Origin of the sequence: Chitinophaga sp. (genome assembly GCF_039596155.1) — a bacterium.
Lineage (GTDB): Bacteria > Bacteroidota > Bacteroidia > Chitinophagales > Chitinophagaceae > Chitinophaga.
Genome location: NZ_JBCNKF010000010.1, coordinates 20,597 through 35,304, shown reverse-complemented (window position 1 = coordinate 35,304; position 14,708 = coordinate 20,597). Strand labels below are relative to the sequence as shown.

Genomic DNA, 14,708 nt, shown 5'->3' with positions numbered 1-14,708 from the left:
AATCTTGACTTTCCCGAATCGTCATTCCACGGTTTTAACCTATTGATTGTCATCTCTTAAATTGTTATTTGTATGAGACTGCTCCTTGCCAGCAGATCAGCCGCTTATTTGGCTTTATTTCGTGCCATTGCTTCTAACCGACTTCCCGGCCAACGGCGCTATCTTTTCAATGACCCATATGCCAAATACTTCCTGCCAACCAACCTTCGCATCATTGCCAGCCTGTCTGCAATACCCGGATTGAACTTCCTCATCAGCAAGATCCTCGATGCCTGCTTTTCCGGTGCATTCACCAGCTGCCTGGCCCGGACAAGGCTCATCGATGTCATGACACAGGAAACTATCCTCAACTATGGCATCAATCAACTCATCCTCTTCGGCCCCGGCTACGATTGCCGTATTCATCGCCTTGCCTTCAGAAGCAAACTGGCATTTGTTGAAATTGACCATCCCCGCCTGCAGGAAGAGAAAAGAAACGTACTTGAACATCTGAAAAACAAACCTGCGGAATTTATTGATTATCTTCCCGTAGATTTCGAACATCAACAACTGGAAACGACCATTCCTCATCACCTGCTCAAATCTCATTACAAAACACTGATGATCTGGGAAGGTGTGACGAACTCTCTGACAGTTCCTATTGCTGATAAGCTCTTCCAATATTTCAGTAAATTCGCAAGCGGCACCCGGATTATTTTCATCTACATTGATGAAAAAGTCCTTACCCATACCCAATCTTTCTTAGGCACAGCGATTTCCCCAAAAGAATTGCGCCAGCACCAGGAATTCCGGAACTTTGGAATGGCCCCTTCTAAAATGGAACAATTCCTGGCAGGCTATAATATGGAGCTCCTGTATGACGTTGATGCTGATAGCTACAGGCATAGCAGCTTTGGTAAAAGCGCTGATAAAATGAATGGATTGGAATACTACCGGGTAGTAATGGCCGTAGTAAAATAAACTTATGCATATACACATCTTCATGCACGTGCCTTTTGAAGGTCCGGGATGCATACTGGACTGGATCAACGCCAATGCACACGAAGTCACCTACACTCACTGGTTTAAGCACACAACCCCGCCAACTGCGTCTGACTTTGATTTCCTCATTGTAATGGGAGGACCGATGGGGGTTCATGATGAAAGTGAATACCCCTGGCTGACTGTAGAAAAAGCCATTATCAGACAAGCCATTCATGACAATAAACCCGTACTGGGTATCTGCCTGGGCGCACAGCTCATTGCCCATGTATTAGGTGCGCAGGTGTATGCGAATGAACAGAAGGAAATTGGTTGGTACCCCGTACGATTCAGTCCCTCTTCCCCCGTGAAAGTGCTGCCACAGGAAATGACCGTATTCCACTGGCATGGAGATACCTTTGATCTGCCTGCTGGTGCAGCTGGATTTGCAGCGTCTGCAGCTACGCCCAATCAGGCATTCGTGTACAATAAAAAGGTAATTGCGCTGCAATTTCATTTCGAAGTAACGCAGGAAAGCCTGGAAAGTATGCTGGCACACGGAGAAGACGAACTGGTCGCCGCGCCTTATGTGCAGGATAAAGCATTCATTCACGATCTGTCTGGGTTTATTCCGGAGAATAATGCACTGATGCATGAAGTGTTGACGTATCTGACGAAGTAAACCGGCACACCCCACTCCCCCATTTATTTCGTAAATTTGCTTTCATGGAAAAGTACGATATCCTGATTGTCGGCGCTGGTCCGATAGGACTGGCATGTGGACTCGCAGCGCAAAAGGCCGGATTAACCTATCTCATCATAGAAAAAGGCTGCCTAACCAACTCGCTCTACAATTACCCGTTATACATGACCTTCTTCTCTACCTCGGAGAAGCTGGAAATTGGCGGCATTCCCTGGGTATCAATCAATGCAAAACCAATACGCCCGGAGGCGCTGGAATACTATCGACGTGTAGCGGTGGCTAACAAACTGCATGTACGCCTGTTCGAGAAAGTAGAAAGCATCACGCCCGGGTATACTATTAAAACAAGTAAGGAAACATATACTGCTGATCATGTCATTATCGCGACTGGCTTCTATGACATTCCGAATATGCTGAACATTCCGGGTGAAGACCTCGCAAAAGTGACACACTATTACAAAGACCCTCACTTCTATGCCACACAGAAAGTAGTGGTAGTAGGCGCTAATAACTCTTCTGTAGATGCAGCACTGGAAACATACCGCAAAGGCGCCGATGTGACAATGGTGATCCGTGAAGGAGCAATAGGCAAACGCGTAAAGTATTGGGTAAAACCAGATATAGAAAACCGCATTGCGGAAGGATCTATCAAGGTATATTATCATGCTAACCTGAAAGCGATCAGGGAAAGAGAGGTAGATATCCAGACACCCGAGGGAATCGTCACAATTCAGAACGATTATGTATTGGCCCTCACCGGTTACCAGCCGAATTTTGCCTTTTTGGAAAATGCAGGTATCCAGTTGTCTGATGATGAGAAACGACATCCGAAATATAACCCGGAGACCATGGAAACGAACATGCCGGGAATGTACCTGGCAGGCGTGGTGTGCGGGGGTATGAATACAGCCGTATGGTTCATTGAGAATTCAAGGGATCATGCAGATAAGATTATTGCAGATATTCTACGCAAAAAATAGCAGAGGTATTGTACGTATGACACCGGCAGCATCTCATAAAAAGAGTACTGTTACCCGACAAAAGAAACAGCTGCTATTAAAGAATGACACCGGCAACACCTCCTAAAAAAGAGTGCTGTTACCCAGCAAAAGAAACAGCCGGTATCAAAGAATTACACCGGCAGCATCTCCTGAAAAGAGTGCTGTTACCCGACAAAAGAAACAGCCGGTATCAAAGAATTACACCGGCAGCATCTCCTAAAAAAGGTTGCCGTTACCCGACAAAAGAAACAGCCGGTATCAAAGCATAAAAGATACCGGCTGTTTCTCCCTGAAATATGATTAAATGATATTCACTTCCCGCTCAAGCAATACCCCAAACTTCTCCTCCACACTATCCAGCACCTGCTGCGATAAATGATAGATCTCCCCTCCTTTCGCCTCTCCATAATTCACCAGCACCAACGCCTGTTTTGCATGCACCCCTGCATCTCCTGCCCGATACCCTTTCCAGCCACATTGCTCTATCAACCACCCCGCTGCCAGCTTGAACTGTCCCCCATCTACCGGGTACGCCACTACATTCGGGTACGTACCTTTTATTCTTTCGTATTCACTTCCACTCACAGTTGGATTCTTGAAGAAACTACCCGCATTACCGATCTTCGCCGGATCAGGCAACTTAGAAGACCTGATATTGATCACCGCCTGACTGATCGCCTGTATACTCAGTTCCTGTACACCCATTTCCTTCAACTCAGCCTCTATCGCCCCATAACTGGTGTTAAACCGCGGCTGCCTGCTTAGTCTGAATGTTACAGAAAGGATGGCAAACTGCCCTTTGTACTTATGTTTAAACACACTCTCCCTGTATCCAAATGCACACTCCTCCCTGTTAAAAGTCACTACAGACAGATCTTCTACATGCAATGCCTCCAGGGAATGAAAGGTATCTTTGATCTCCACACCATACGCCCCGATATTCTGCATAGGACTAGCCCCCACATTGCCGGGTATCAGGGACAGGTTTTCGAGGCCCGCCCTGTTATGCCTGATATTCTCCATCACAAACCCATGCCAGCTTTCTCCCGCCCCGGATTTCACATATACATACTCGTCATCCTCCTTCACTACCTCAATCCCTTTAATTCCGTTCTTCAGGATCACCCCATCAAAATCTTTTGTAAAGAGCACGTTACTTCCTCCTCCCAGGATCATATGGGGCAAGGTCTTGAACTGCGGAGCGCTCAACAGCTCCCGCAACTCATCAGGGGTAGAAAAAGCAGCAAAGTACCTTGACTGAGCAGCTATGCCAAACGTATTATAAGGCCGGAGCAAAACATTTTCAGAAATCAGCATATGGTCGTAAATTTATAAACACACATTCCTGACAAAGATAACAAAAGCATGTCTCAAACAGCCGTAGTAATAGGAGGAACCGGGTTGACCGGTCGGAACCTGGTCACCATGCTCCTGCACGATGAGCGTTTCAGCAAGGTAAAGGTACTGCTACGCACACCTACGTTGAAGCAGCGCCCCGGCCTGGAACCGGTCATTGTTGACTTCAATGACGAAGAGGGATTGGCACAGGCACTCACAGGTGATGCCCTGTTTTGCTGTATCGGTACTACTATCCGTCAGGCAGGGAGCCAGGAAAAGTTCAGGGAAGTGGATTTCAGTATCCCGGTACGTTGTGCAACGATTGCACGTAAGCAAGGTGTCAGGCAATTCCTGCTCATGTCGAGTGTAGGTGCTTCCGCTATTTCGAAAAACTTCTATTTGCGTACCAAGGGAGAGACTGAAAATGCCATCATGGCGCTGGCGTTTCCGGGTTATCATATTTTCAGGCCGTCTATGCTCGTAGGATTAAGGAAAGATTTCAGGTTGGGGGAATGGCTGGGATATATCCTGACCGGGTTGTTCTATTTCTTCCTGCTGGGAAGATGGAAGAAATACCGGCCTATTAAAGCAGGTAATGTAGCCCTTGGAATGATCTATGCAGCCACCAACACGCCCGATGGGGCACATATCTATGAATCAGATAAAATCAGGGAAATGGCGGAATGGGAGAAAGAACGGGCGATTACGCAATCATAAAGGCTGGCTTATACGTTGTACACGTCAGACCGGATGGCACCCGCCGGGGAGTTGACAGGCCAGTCATTCAACGTTCTATATGTAATCGACATCGGGCACAATAATTACACTCCTGAATTGTTTCTCCGCCAGTAATTGTATAAACGTTTCTCTCAGCAGCTGCTTTGTTTGTGCAATCATTTTTACATCTCTTGGCAGCTTGATCATCATCTCCTGCAGGTAATAATTTCTTACCCTACCTACCAACGGTGCTGCCGGTCCTACCAGGTGAGGCCCTATATGTGGCCGGAGCCAGTTTGCCAATACCTGTGCTGCCTGCTCTACTACTTTCTGGTCCTTGTGTTTCAATGTCAGCTTCAGTAAACGGAAGAACGGTGGATAGCCAAAGTTCTGCCGCTCCGCGATCTCGGCGGCATACATTGCCTTATAATCATGAATGGTCACATAATGTAAAATAGGATGCTGCGTCCGGTATGCCTGTATCAACACTTTTCCCTTTCCATGCTTGCGCCCCGCTCGTCCGCTCACCTGCTCCATCAGTTGAAACGCCCTTTCATTCACCCTGAAATCAGGGAATCCCAGCAGGTTGTCGGCACTCAATATGCCCACCAGGCTCACATTTTCAAAATCCAGTCCCTTCACTACCATCTGCGTACCCACAAGAATATCTATTTCCCGGTTTTCCAGCAGCTGGATCATTTTATTATGACTATCCTTGTTCCTCACCGCATCCATGTCCATACGGGCAATGCGTGCTTTCGGGAACAATTCCAGCAGATCGGTTTCGATTTTTTCGGTACCAAAACTCTTTGATACGATCGATTGACTACCACATGCCGCACAGGTATGCACATAAGGATAGCGGGTACCACAGTAATGGCACGTCAGCTGATCCTGGTACCGGTGGTAGGTAAGCGATACATCACAGTTCTTACAGGTGGGAATCCATCCACAGGTGGTACACATCATAAAGGGTGCATACCCTCTCCTGTTCTGGAACAGGATGACCTGGTTCCCCTGTGCAAGTGTCGCCTGGATGGCCTCCGTGAGTTGTGGTGAGAAATTCTCCTGCATCCGTTTCTCTGACTGTACCTTCTTTACATCCACAATCTCTATCTCCGGCATTTCCAGTCCGCCAAAGCGTTCGCTCAGTTCCACCAGGCCATATTTCCCCTGTGTGGCATTAAAATACGACTCCAGCGAAGGCGTGGCAGAACCTAACAATACTTTTGCCTTAAAGAGACCAGCATAATAGATAGCCGCATCTCTGGCATGATAACGGGGTGCGGGATCCTGTTGTTTATAGGAAGGATCATGCTCTTCGTCGAGAATGATCAGGCCCAGTTCACGGAAAGGCAACAACAGGCTGGAACGGGCACCCAGCAGGATGCGCAGTTCCCCGCTCTTTACCTTGTGCCATATTTCAACCCGCTCATTGTTATTGAAACGGGAGTGATAAATACCTATTTTATTGCCAAAATGCTTTTGCAGGCGGCGTACGATCTGGGCGGTAAGCGCAATTTCGGGTAACAGGTACAGCACCTGTTTGCCGCTGGCAATATATTCCTCGATCAGCTTGATGTACAACTGTGTCTTCCCGCTGGAAGTCACCCCGTGCAATAAAGTAACCGATTTCTGTTCAAAACTGGTTCTTATCTCCTGCAGCGCTTTATCCTGCGCTGGACTCAACGTGAAATCTATCTGTACATCCACCTTGCCACCACCGGGTACACGGTCTACCACTCTCTTTTCAATCCACACGATCTCTTTGTCTACCAGGCCTTTCAGTTGTGCGGCAGAGGCACCGGATTTTTTGAGCAGTTCACTTTGCAATACACTCCCCTGTGTTTTTACGAGGTGCAGGTATGCCAGCAACAATTCCATTTGTTTGGGTGCTTTACCCAGTGTATTGAAAAGGTTGGACAGTGCCTCTTCTGCCTCGTATTGGGCGTGGAGCTGTACGTAGTTTTCCTTCTTTTCTTTATATACTTCTTTCAGCTCTTCATATACCAGCAGTACCTGCTTTTCGATCAGTTTTTTGATCACAGAGTACACTTCTGATTTGTCGAGAATGAGCTGTACTTCTTCAATACGGAGTTCTTTGCGGATGTGCAGTGCTTCCGCAATCATGTATTCATCATCACTCAGGTCCGTGAAATCCTCCCCGTAAGCATCGTTGAACAGCAATACCGTTTCACTGGAGAGTTTAAGGTGTGCAGGCAGGGCGGCGTTGAGCACTTCCCCTTCAGTACACATGTAGTAAGACGCCAGCCATTCCCAGAAGGAAAGCTGTGTAGGATATACGATCGGATCTTTGTCAAGCAGGTCCAGTAATGGTTTGGTTTTGTAGTCAGGTGGCGCCAGTTCGTGAATGGCCTTTACCACACCGGCATACTTCTTCTGGCGGCCCAGGGGTACAGCCACGCGGCTGCCCACTTTCAGGCTGTCTACCATATGGTCAGGTACTGCATAAGTGTAATTCTTAGGCAGTGCTAAAGGAAGTATGACGTCGGCAAATTTCATCGGTAACTTAACAATTCTTTTTCCATGATATCGAACACCTGTTGTTTCAGTGCCGGCAGATCTTCCATCGTCATACCGTCTACTCTTACAGGCGGCAGGTATACGATGCGGCAACGGCCAGGGTTCAGCCTGGCAACTTTTGAGCGTGGCAGGCGGTCCTTACAATCCAGGTATAATACGGGTTGCAGGGCAGTCTGTGTTTCAATCGCTATGCGGAAAGCCCCGTTGTGAAAAGGAGTGAGTGGCTTATCGGTATCGTTGGTAGTACCTTCAGGGAAAATGAGGATGGATACCCCTTCCTTAATGGTAGCAATGAGTTCACGCACACTTCTGGAGCGGGCTTTGGCATCAGAACGGTCTACAGGAACAACAGCATGTTTATAGATAAAACCAAACAGGGGAATTTTCTGCATCTCGATTTTACCCAGCGGGCGGAAAGGGAGGCGCATCACACCTACGGCCAGTGCGGCATCGAGGTAGGTGCTGTGATTCACAACGTAAATGAAGGGCGTTTTATCTTTACGGTCGTATTTATAAATTCTTTTAACGAAGATACCAACAGCAGGAAACCAGGTGCGTGACCAGAACCACAGGAAATAGTAGATCACATTTCCACCTTTAATTCTACCTAAAAAGGAGGCCAGGAAGATAAATGGAAGTATGAGTAACATGACTCCTACAAAGATGATAGCGGCATATAAAATATACAGCCATTGAATTGGTTTTAGCAAAAGCTTCATGATAAACGCCTGTCTGTTTTTAGTCAAATGCAAGCCTGAAAATTACAGTTAATTGTGTAAAGATGGAGAATTTTTATTTTATGACAATCACTGCGGCGGGTAGCGAGCCGGCCTTCGCTATCTATACAACTATATGAAAATCAACGACAATCGCATTGCCATTCTTTTTCAAGGTCTATACAGGTCACGACTTTTGTTTCTCCACCACAAGGTGCAAAAACGATGCGGAGATGCTGACCTTCTTCCGAGTAACCTTCGAGTGCATAGGTAGGACAAGGCAGGTCATGTGGATTCGATTTTTCGGTATTGATCTGTCCTGTTTCCAGGATTTCGGTGACTTCATGTTCAGTGATGTGCCGGCAATCCATACGGCAAAGTGCATGTTTGGTGTAAGTAAGGCGTGCATGCCTGTCAAGATTGGAAGGGTCGTTTACCGGGTTGGGTAATGTGCGTTCCACCGTACCGGGCCTGTTCACCTGTGGTTGGTGTGAGGGACCTTTCCACCATTGCTGCTCCCATGCCAGGAGCAATAGCAATGCAAGTAACAACATTGGAATATACTTACCTTTTGATCTCATAGTGTCTCAACAGATTATGGAAAGATTGCAACTTGGAGAGGCAAGCTAGACATTTTTGTCAATATAACCCTAAAAATTCACCCTTACCAACTCTCACAAAAAGGAATTACCTTTGCGGGTTCGGTAGCAGGCCATTCCGGCTCCTACCCTTAGTGACAAAGTAATTGAAACGATGACAACAGCGAAAACAGTAGCTTTCCATACACTCGGCTGTAAGCTGAACTTCTCTGAGACCTCTTCCCTGAGCAGGTTGCTGGAGCAGGATGGCTTTGTGCAAACGGATTTTGAGGGACCGGCAGACGTGTATGTGATCAATACCTGCTCTGTGACAGACAATGCCGACAAGGAATGCCGTTACCTGGTACGCCGCATCCAGCGCAGGGCGCCGGAGAGCAGGGTAGTCATTACCGGGTGCTATGCGCAGCTCAAACCAAAAGAAATTGCTGAGATCGAAGGGGTAGACCTCGTACTGGGGGCTGCTGAGAAATTCAACCTGGTAGAACACCTGAAAAACCTGACCAAGGGCGACAGCGCAAAGATCTGCAGCTGCGATATTGAGCAGGTGAATATTTTCCATGCTTCTTATTCAATGAACGATCGTACCCGTACCTTCCTCAAGGTACAGGATGGTTGTGACTATACCTGTTCATTCTGTACCATTCCAATGGCAAGAGGTAAGAGCCGCAGTGATGCTATCACCAATGTGATGGAACAGGTACAGCAGATTGCGGAAAGTGATGTGCGCGAAATCGTACTGACCGGTATCAACCTCGGAGATTTTGGAAAAGGACTGCAGGGTGGCAAAAAGAGAGAAGAAACATTTTTTGAACTGATACAGGAACTGGACAAGGTAACAGGTATAGATCGTTACCGTATCTCTTCTATAGAACCCAACCTGCTGAGTAATGAGATCATTGAGTTCGTGGCAAACAGCCAGCGCTTTATGCCTCACTTCCATATTCCTTTGCAGAGTGGCAGCAACGATATACTGGGCATGATGCGTCGCCGTTATCGCAGGGAACTATATGCAGAGAAAGTTGCACTGATCAAACAGTTCATGCCGCATTGTAGTATAGGGGTTGACGTGATAGTTGGTTTTCCGGGAGAAACGGATGCGCATTTCCAGGAGACATACGATTTTTTACATGCGCTGGATGTGAGCTATTTTCATGTATTTACCTACTCGGAAAGAGCCAATACCGCAGCACTGGAAATCCAGCCTGTAGTGCCTGTACACGTACGTAACGAGCGTAATAAGATCCTGCGTAACCTGAGTCATAAGAAGGCGCAATTCTTTGCCGCACAGCATACCGGTGAAACCAGGAAAGTGTTGTTTGAAAAGTACCACAAAGACGGTGTGATGGAAGGATATACAGACAATTATATCAAGGTAACAACACCTGTTAAAGAAGAATGGGCGAATAATATTATTGACTGGAAACTCAGTTAGGTAAAGGGTTTCAGCGGTTAGACAGAAATTATTTTAAAAGTTTTTTAAAAAAAATTTGGCGAAATAAAACAATTATCTACCTTTGCAATCCTCTCAGACGAGAGAGACACAAAAACAAAAAGGGAGTTTAGCTCAGCTGGTTCAGAGCATCTGCCTTACAAGCAGAGGGTCGATGGTTCGAATCCGTCAACTCCCACCTCTTCAAAAGTTCTTTCACATTACCATTAATTGGGAGTTTAGCTCAGCTGGTTCAGAGCATCTGCCTTACAAGCAGAGGGTCGATGGTTCGAATCCGTCAACTCCCACTTTTTTCGAGAATGTCTTTTAAATGGTAATTTAGTAATGGGAGTTTAGCTCAGCTGGTTCAGAGCATCTGCCTTACAAGCAGAGGGTCGATGGTTCGAATCCGTCAACTCCCACAAAAAGCCTTAGCAAATTGCTAAGGCTTTTTTGTTGCTGGCAGGTCCTGCTATTCTGTCGTTTCTCTGCATTTAATCTCCCTTTTCCACCGGTGTCACCCTCACTTCCACCATCTCACTCCCTCTGATCACTTTCAAAAACTGCCACTGCCCGATTTTCTCTTCTGTCATCATTTTAAAGAACTGATCTGCCGTCTCCACTACCCTGTCTGCAAACCCCACGATGATATCTCCATCCTTCACACCGGCTTTTGCCGCCGGACTATTCCGCTCCACCTGCGTCACAAACAATCCCTGCCTGTTCTTCACTTCATGCATCGCCCGCAACCTCGGCACCAGGTCTACCTGCTGCATGGCCACACCGATATAAGCACGCTTTACCTTCCCGAAACGAATAAGCTGGTTTGCGATCGATTTAGCGGTGTTTATACTGATAGCGAAGCATAACCCCTGCGCACCATTAATGATCGCTGTATTGACGCCTATTACCTCTCCATCGCCATTGATCAATGGTCCTCCTGAATTGCCCGGATTCAATGCAGCATCTGTCTGTATCATACTGTCCATCATCAGTCCGTCAGCACCCCGTAATGAACGCCCTAACGCACTGATCACACCAGCTGTAACCGTATGCTGAAAACCTAACGGATTGCCGATCGCAATCGCAAGTTGGCCGATCTTCAATACATCTGAATCTCCCAATGGTACAGTCGTCAGTTCCCCTGCTTCAATCTTTAACACAGCTAAATCTGTCGCGGCATCCTGCCCTGCAAGATAAGCGGGGTAAGTCCTCCCGTCCTGCAACTTCACTTTCAGCTGATTGGCACCTTTTACAACATGACTGTTGGTAAACAGGTACCCATCTGATGAAAAAATAAAACCGGAACCCGAACCACCCACCACATCACCGCGGGGGCTGCGTTCCAGCCTTTCAATTTTTACGACCGCCGGACTTACTTTTTCTACGGCGTCGATAATTACCTGAGAATATGTGTCCATGCCAACAGACATCAAATACCTTACCCCGGGCAAATGAGGGACAAGGTGACAGCATGAACAGGAGAATTTATGACAAATCAGGTTAGTGCAGTTTTTATTGTGGCTTTTTAGCATGAAAGCGGCAGCTTTATTCTCCCGGTGGGTTGAAAAGTATACAGTGGAAACAGTTCCTGCAAGAGGAACAGGAAGTCCCTATTCAGTAGGTCCGTTTGCATCCCGCTGGCAAATGCAGGTGGGTGCCAGGTATTCATTTTAAGAATAATAACGATGCAGTAGCCATTAACTATACCTTAGACTCGAAACCAACATAGCACCAATAGCTTACTATAAGGGCACTAAAAGGGCACCTCAATATCCCTGGGATATTGAGGTGCCCTTTTGATGACGTCTTAGTGCTGATTTAATGACGGGTTGATAACGGCTTTGACTTGTAGTCAGGCTACCTTTTTAGTGGATAGGTATTGGATGTACCTGATATCCAAATTATCCTTTTAACGGGTGGCATCCGATTTATCCTATCATCCTCCACATATCTCAACCCCCGCTTATCGCTTCGCCAACTGCATTTATCGCTTCGTCAACAGTTTTTTTCAACGCCTGTTCCCCTACCCCTTATTATTGCCTGAAAAACAAGCTTATGGCAATTGTAAAAGACAATATCCTCCTCAAACTGGTAGACGGTAGTCTGGGAGACATTATCACGATCTACGTGCGGAATGGACAGATCATCATGGCCAAAAAAAGAGGACCATCCACTGTCCCTCCAAGTTGTAAACAATTAGTGGCGCGCCTGAAAATGAAAATCGCCGTAGCACTGGCAAAAGAAATGATCAAAGACCCGGAGGTGAAGGCAGCGCTGGCTGCTAAAGCGGGCCCGGGGCAAAATGCTTTTAATATGGCTGTGAGAGAAGCCTATAACACCCCCATTGTGCAGGAGGCTGAATGGCCGGTTGCGGCAAAGAAGGAACTGAGCGGGGCTAAAAAAAATACCCCGCCTCGGGGAGGCGGGGTCAATCAATTATTTCTTCCTGAAAATCTTCTTGATCGCTTTACCCAGTTTCGAGAAATTAGCTAGCTGCTCCTGTATAGGCCGCAGTGTCAGATCTTCCGGCTGGATACCTGCTTCGATATATTCGATCTCTGTCTGCTCAGGATAGATCAGGATCACGTTGTTATTATGAAAGTGCTTCGAAATACGGGAAGGCAGGCCTTCCAGCGAAGGACGGTAAGAGAGGGTACCTTTGCGTGCTGCTACCACGATCAGGAGATCGTTCCGCGTGGTTTCGTAAGACAGTGCCGGCAGGTCGTCCAGACCATGCCAGAGTTTGAAACCGATATCCACTGTTTGCTTCAGGTTACGCACCAGTTCTTCGGTGAACTTCTGCGTTGCCCCTTCGCAATAGATCATCAGTTTTCCACCTACCTGTTTGCTGAGCAGGAACAGCTTTTGCATATAATGTGAAAAGCCCAGTTCAAACTCGGCATTGCGCGGCAATACCAGCAGGATACGGCGGGTGGTATTCAGCGGAAAAGTAAAATCACATACATACAGGTTCTCCCACACACTCTGCAAAACGTTGTCCAGCGTGGAACCGAAGATAGAGCCAAAGAGCCTTTCCGTAGCACTGGTTTTGTCTGTCCAGCCGATGATCACATCTGTAATACCCAGCTCTTTCGAAGCACGGGCAATACCATCAGATACATTGAGATCGATACGGGTCACTACCTGTACCTTGCTTTCGGTCGCTGCAGCATGTGCCACTACGGCTTCCATCAACCTGTTTGTCTGCGTCATGCGGGCTTTTGCCTCTTCGTCGTCCTGTACAACTGCCAATGGATATACCGGCGTTTTAGCATTCGGATCTTTGATCATCACAGCAAAGTCGAGCATGGCTTCCATCTTATCCGGGTTGGCGATGGGAATGAGCATCCGTTCTGTGATAGCTTCTGCCTCCGGTTGTTTATCAGACTCAATGATGGCTAGTTTACGCCCGGCACTTTCCGTTACGAAACTACCTACCAGGCAGGTGATCAGGATAAGGATGACAGTACCGTTCAACACGTTTTCGTTGATGATGCCCATATTGAACCCGATAAGGATCACCGCAATCGTGGCAGCCGCATGCGCACTGCTTAACCCGAAGATCACGTTGCGCTGTGGCGCTGTATACTTAAAAACGAGTTGTGTAAAGGTGGCGGCCAGGTATTTACTTACCAGTGCCATGATGGTGAGCACACCTGCGATCAGCAAGGCTTCGGGGCCTTTGAGCAATACCCTCAGGTCAACGAGCATTCCTACACTGATCAGGAAAAAAGGGATGAACAAGGCATTTCCGGTAAACTCAATCCTGTTCATGAGCGGAGAGGTATGCGGGATGAGCTGGTTCAATGCAAGACCTGCCAGGAAGGCGCCGATAATCCCTTCAACGCCGGCCAGTTCTGCCAGAAACGCGGCCAGGAATACCATGCCCAGTACAAATATGAAATGCGATGTCTTGTCGTCTTTTATTTTCTTGAAAAACCACCTTCCGATCATCGGGAAGATCCACAGTACGATGGCAGCAAATACGATCAGGCTCACGCTGAGTCTGATCCAGAAGTGCAGGTTGAGGTTGCCGGCAGCGGCCCCGGTAATGATGGCGAGGATCACAAGCACGGCAGTGTCTGTAATAATGGTACCTCCCACCGCTACAGTCACCGCTTCATTTCTTGTAATACCCAGGCGGCTGGCCAGCGGATATGCCACCAGCGTATGCGTAGCGAACATACTGGAAACCAGCAACGTAGCCATAAAATTGAAATGCAGCAGGTAAGTACAAACGAGGTAGCCTAAAATAAGCGGTATAAAGAACGTAAATGCCCCAAAGACAAGGCTTCGGTTCCGGTTCTTACGAAACTCCGTCATATCCAGCTCCAGGCCGGCCAGGAACATAATGTAAAGCAGTCCCGCCTTGCCGAACAGGTCGATACTTCCCTTTTCGATGATTTTAAATCCGTGATCACCAATGAGCATACCTGCAATGATCAATCCTATAATGCTGGGTATCCTGAACTTACGCAGGATGATCGGTGCCAGCAGGATGATGAACAGTACCAGGGCGAAGATAGGTACCGGATCTTTGAGAGGTAAACTAATATCAATCAATAATTTAGTGCCATTCATTCCTATCATATTTCCTGTTTTCGATGTTCACAATAATAATGATAATCACCGAGATTGTCATCCCGTATAAAATGGGGTTACTTTAATTTAAAATCACGATTCTAAGCTGTATTTTTG

14 protein-coding genes and 3 tRNA genes are annotated in these 14,708 nt (G+C 47.2%); 11 read left to right on the top strand and 6 right to left on the bottom strand.

Annotated features, from left to right (window positions below):
• The first annotated feature begins 72 nt into the window (after positions 1-72).
• The 4 genes from ABDW33_RS11830 to ABDW33_RS11815 all read left to right on the top strand — a co-directional run bounded on the left by ABDW33_RS11830 (position 73) and on the right by ABDW33_RS11815 (position 2,933).
• The gene (locus ABDW33_RS11830) at positions 73-960 is read left to right on the top strand and encodes an SAM-dependent methyltransferase (RefSeq protein ID WP_343690272.1); all 888 of its coding nucleotides are present in this window, start codon (positions 73-75) and stop codon (positions 958-960) included.
• Positions 961-964: 4 nt separating this feature from the next.
• Entirely contained in the window at positions 965-1,642 is a 678-nt protein-coding gene (locus tag ABDW33_RS11825) for a gamma-glutamyl-gamma-aminobutyrate hydrolase family protein (RefSeq protein ID WP_343690271.1), read from the top strand.
• A 44-nt stretch (positions 1,643-1,686) separates the two neighbouring features.
• Positions 1,687-2,643, top strand: a complete 957-nt coding sequence (locus tag ABDW33_RS11820) for a YpdA family putative bacillithiol disulfide reductase (protein ID WP_343690270.1) — start codon at positions 1,687-1,689, stop codon at positions 2,641-2,643.
• Between the two features lie 83 nt (positions 2,644-2,726).
• The gene (locus ABDW33_RS11815) at positions 2,727-2,933 is read left to right on the top strand and encodes a hypothetical protein (protein ID WP_343690269.1); all 207 of its coding nucleotides are present in this window, start codon (positions 2,727-2,729) and stop codon (positions 2,931-2,933) included.
• Positions 2,934-2,964: 31 nt separating this feature from the next.
• Here the strand turns inward: ABDW33_RS11815 and murB are convergent, their stop codons facing one another.
• Positions 2,965-3,981, bottom strand: coding sequence for a UDP-N-acetylmuramate dehydrogenase (gene murB / locus ABDW33_RS11810; protein ID WP_343690268.1), 1,017 nt, complete (start codon positions 3,979-3,981; stop codon positions 2,965-2,967).
• Positions 3,982-4,029: 48 nt separating this feature from the next.
• Between murB and ABDW33_RS11805 the strand changes: the two genes are divergently transcribed.
• Complete coding sequence (locus ABDW33_RS11805) at positions 4,030-4,719, top strand: NAD(P)H-binding protein (RefSeq protein ID WP_343690267.1); 690 nt, start codon at positions 4,030-4,032, stop codon at positions 4,717-4,719.
• 75 nt (positions 4,720-4,794) lie between these two features.
• Here the strand turns inward: ABDW33_RS11805 and priA are convergent, their stop codons facing one another.
• The 3 genes from priA to ABDW33_RS11790 all read right to left on the bottom strand — a co-directional run bounded on the left by priA (position 4,795) and on the right by ABDW33_RS11790 (position 8,560).
• Positions 4,795-7,242 (bottom strand): primosomal protein N', encoded by a 2,448-nt coding sequence (gene priA, locus ABDW33_RS11800; RefSeq protein WP_343690266.1) that lies wholly within the window; start codon positions 7,240-7,242, stop codon positions 4,795-4,797.
• On the bottom strand, positions 7,239-7,982 hold the full coding sequence (locus ABDW33_RS11795; RefSeq protein ID WP_343690265.1) for a lysophospholipid acyltransferase family protein: 744 nt from the start codon (positions 7,980-7,982) through the stop codon (positions 7,239-7,241). The genes priA and ABDW33_RS11795 overlap by 4 nt, the downstream gene beginning before the upstream one ends.
• Before the next feature lie 140 nt (positions 7,983-8,122).
• Entirely contained in the window at positions 8,123-8,560 is a 438-nt protein-coding gene (locus ABDW33_RS11790; RefSeq protein ID WP_343690264.1) for a DUF4258 domain-containing protein, read from the bottom strand.
• A 172-nt stretch (positions 8,561-8,732) separates the two neighbouring features.
• On the opposite strand from ABDW33_RS11790, the gene mtaB reads away from it, so the two are divergent.
• The 4 genes from mtaB (at position 8,733) to ABDW33_RS11770 (ending at position 10,429) form a co-directional block, all read left to right on the top strand.
• Positions 8,733-10,010: a tRNA (N(6)-L-threonylcarbamoyladenosine(37)-C(2))-methylthiotransferase MtaB gene (gene mtaB, locus ABDW33_RS11785; protein WP_343690263.1), complete on the top strand. Its 1,278-nt coding sequence runs from the start codon at positions 8,733-8,735 to the stop codon at positions 10,008-10,010.
• Between the two features lie 121 nt (positions 10,011-10,131).
• A tRNA-Val gene (locus ABDW33_RS11780) sits at positions 10,132-10,206 on the top strand.
• Positions 10,207-10,240: 34 nt separating this feature from the next.
• A tRNA-Val gene (locus ABDW33_RS11775) sits at positions 10,241-10,315 on the top strand.
• A gap of 39 nt (positions 10,316-10,354) precedes the next feature.
• Positions 10,355-10,429, top strand: a tRNA-Val gene (locus ABDW33_RS11770).
• 72 nt (positions 10,430-10,501) lie between these two features.
• On the opposite strand, the gene ABDW33_RS11765 is transcribed toward ABDW33_RS11770, so the two are convergent.
• Positions 10,502-11,428 carry a trypsin-like peptidase domain-containing protein gene (locus tag ABDW33_RS11765; protein ID WP_343690262.1) on the bottom strand — a complete coding sequence of 309 codons (927 nt, stop codon included), beginning with the start codon at positions 11,426-11,428 and terminating at the stop codon, positions 10,502-10,504.
• A gap of 112 nt (positions 11,429-11,540) precedes the next feature.
• On the opposite strand from ABDW33_RS11765, the gene ABDW33_RS11760 reads away from it, so the two are divergent.
• Positions 11,541-11,684 carry a hypothetical protein gene (locus ABDW33_RS11760; protein WP_343690261.1) on the top strand — a complete coding sequence of 48 codons (144 nt, stop codon included), beginning with the start codon at positions 11,541-11,543 and terminating at the stop codon, positions 11,682-11,684.
• Between the two features lie 381 nt (positions 11,685-12,065).
• A complete protein-coding gene (locus tag ABDW33_RS11755) occupies positions 12,066-12,503 on the top strand; it encodes a hypothetical protein (protein WP_343690260.1) in 438 nt (145 codons plus the stop codon).
• Here the strand turns inward: ABDW33_RS11755 and ABDW33_RS11750 are convergent.
• Positions 12,447-14,600, bottom strand: coding sequence for a cation:proton antiporter (locus ABDW33_RS11750; RefSeq protein ID WP_343690259.1), 2,154 nt, complete (start codon positions 14,598-14,600; stop codon positions 12,447-12,449). The genes ABDW33_RS11755 and ABDW33_RS11750 overlap by 57 nt on opposite strands.
• Between the last annotated feature and the right edge of the window lie 108 nt (positions 14,601-14,708).

Excerpts from the sequence above, each read along its gene's own strand:
- ABDW33_RS11830 (WP_343690272.1), top strand. The coding sequence starts at position 73 with ATGAGACTGCTCCTTGCCAGCAGATCAGCCGCTTATTTGGCTTTATTT.
- ABDW33_RS11825 (WP_343690271.1), top strand. The coding sequence starts at position 965 with ATGCATATACACATCTTCATGCACGTGCCTTTTGAAGGTCCGGGATGC.
- ABDW33_RS11820 (WP_343690270.1), top strand. The coding sequence starts at position 1,687 with ATGGAAAAGTACGATATCCTGATTGTCGGCGCTGGTCCGATAGGACTG.
- ABDW33_RS11815 (WP_343690269.1), top strand. The coding sequence starts at position 2,727 with ATGACACCGGCAACACCTCCTAAAAAAGAGTGCTGTTACCCAGCAAAA.
- murB (WP_343690268.1), bottom strand. The coding sequence starts at position 3,981 with ATGCTGATTTCTGAAAATGTTTTGCTCCGGCCTTATAATACGTTTGGC.
- ABDW33_RS11805 (WP_343690267.1), top strand. The coding sequence starts at position 4,030 with ATGTCTCAAACAGCCGTAGTAATAGGAGGAACCGGGTTGACCGGTCGG.
- priA (WP_343690266.1), bottom strand. The coding sequence starts at position 7,242 with ATGAAATTTGCCGACGTCATACTTCCTTTAGCACTGCCTAAGAATTAC.
- ABDW33_RS11795 (WP_343690265.1), bottom strand. The coding sequence starts at position 7,982 with ATGAAGCTTTTGCTAAAACCAATTCAATGGCTGTATATTTTATATGCC.
- ABDW33_RS11790 (WP_343690264.1), bottom strand. The coding sequence starts at position 8,560 with ATGAGATCAAAAGGTAAGTATATTCCAATGTTGTTACTTGCATTGCTA.
- mtaB (WP_343690263.1), top strand. The coding sequence starts at position 8,733 with ATGACAACAGCGAAAACAGTAGCTTTCCATACACTCGGCTGTAAGCTG.
- ABDW33_RS11765 (WP_343690262.1), bottom strand. The coding sequence starts at position 11,428 with ATGGACACATATTCTCAGGTAATTATCGACGCCGTAGAAAAAGTAAGT.
- ABDW33_RS11760 (WP_343690261.1), top strand. The coding sequence starts at position 11,541 with ATGAAAGCGGCAGCTTTATTCTCCCGGTGGGTTGAAAAGTATACAGTG.
- ABDW33_RS11755 (WP_343690260.1), top strand. The coding sequence starts at position 12,066 with ATGGCAATTGTAAAAGACAATATCCTCCTCAAACTGGTAGACGGTAGT.
- ABDW33_RS11750 (WP_343690259.1), bottom strand. The coding sequence starts at position 14,600 with ATGATAGGAATGAATGGCACTAAATTATTGATTGATATTAGTTTACCT.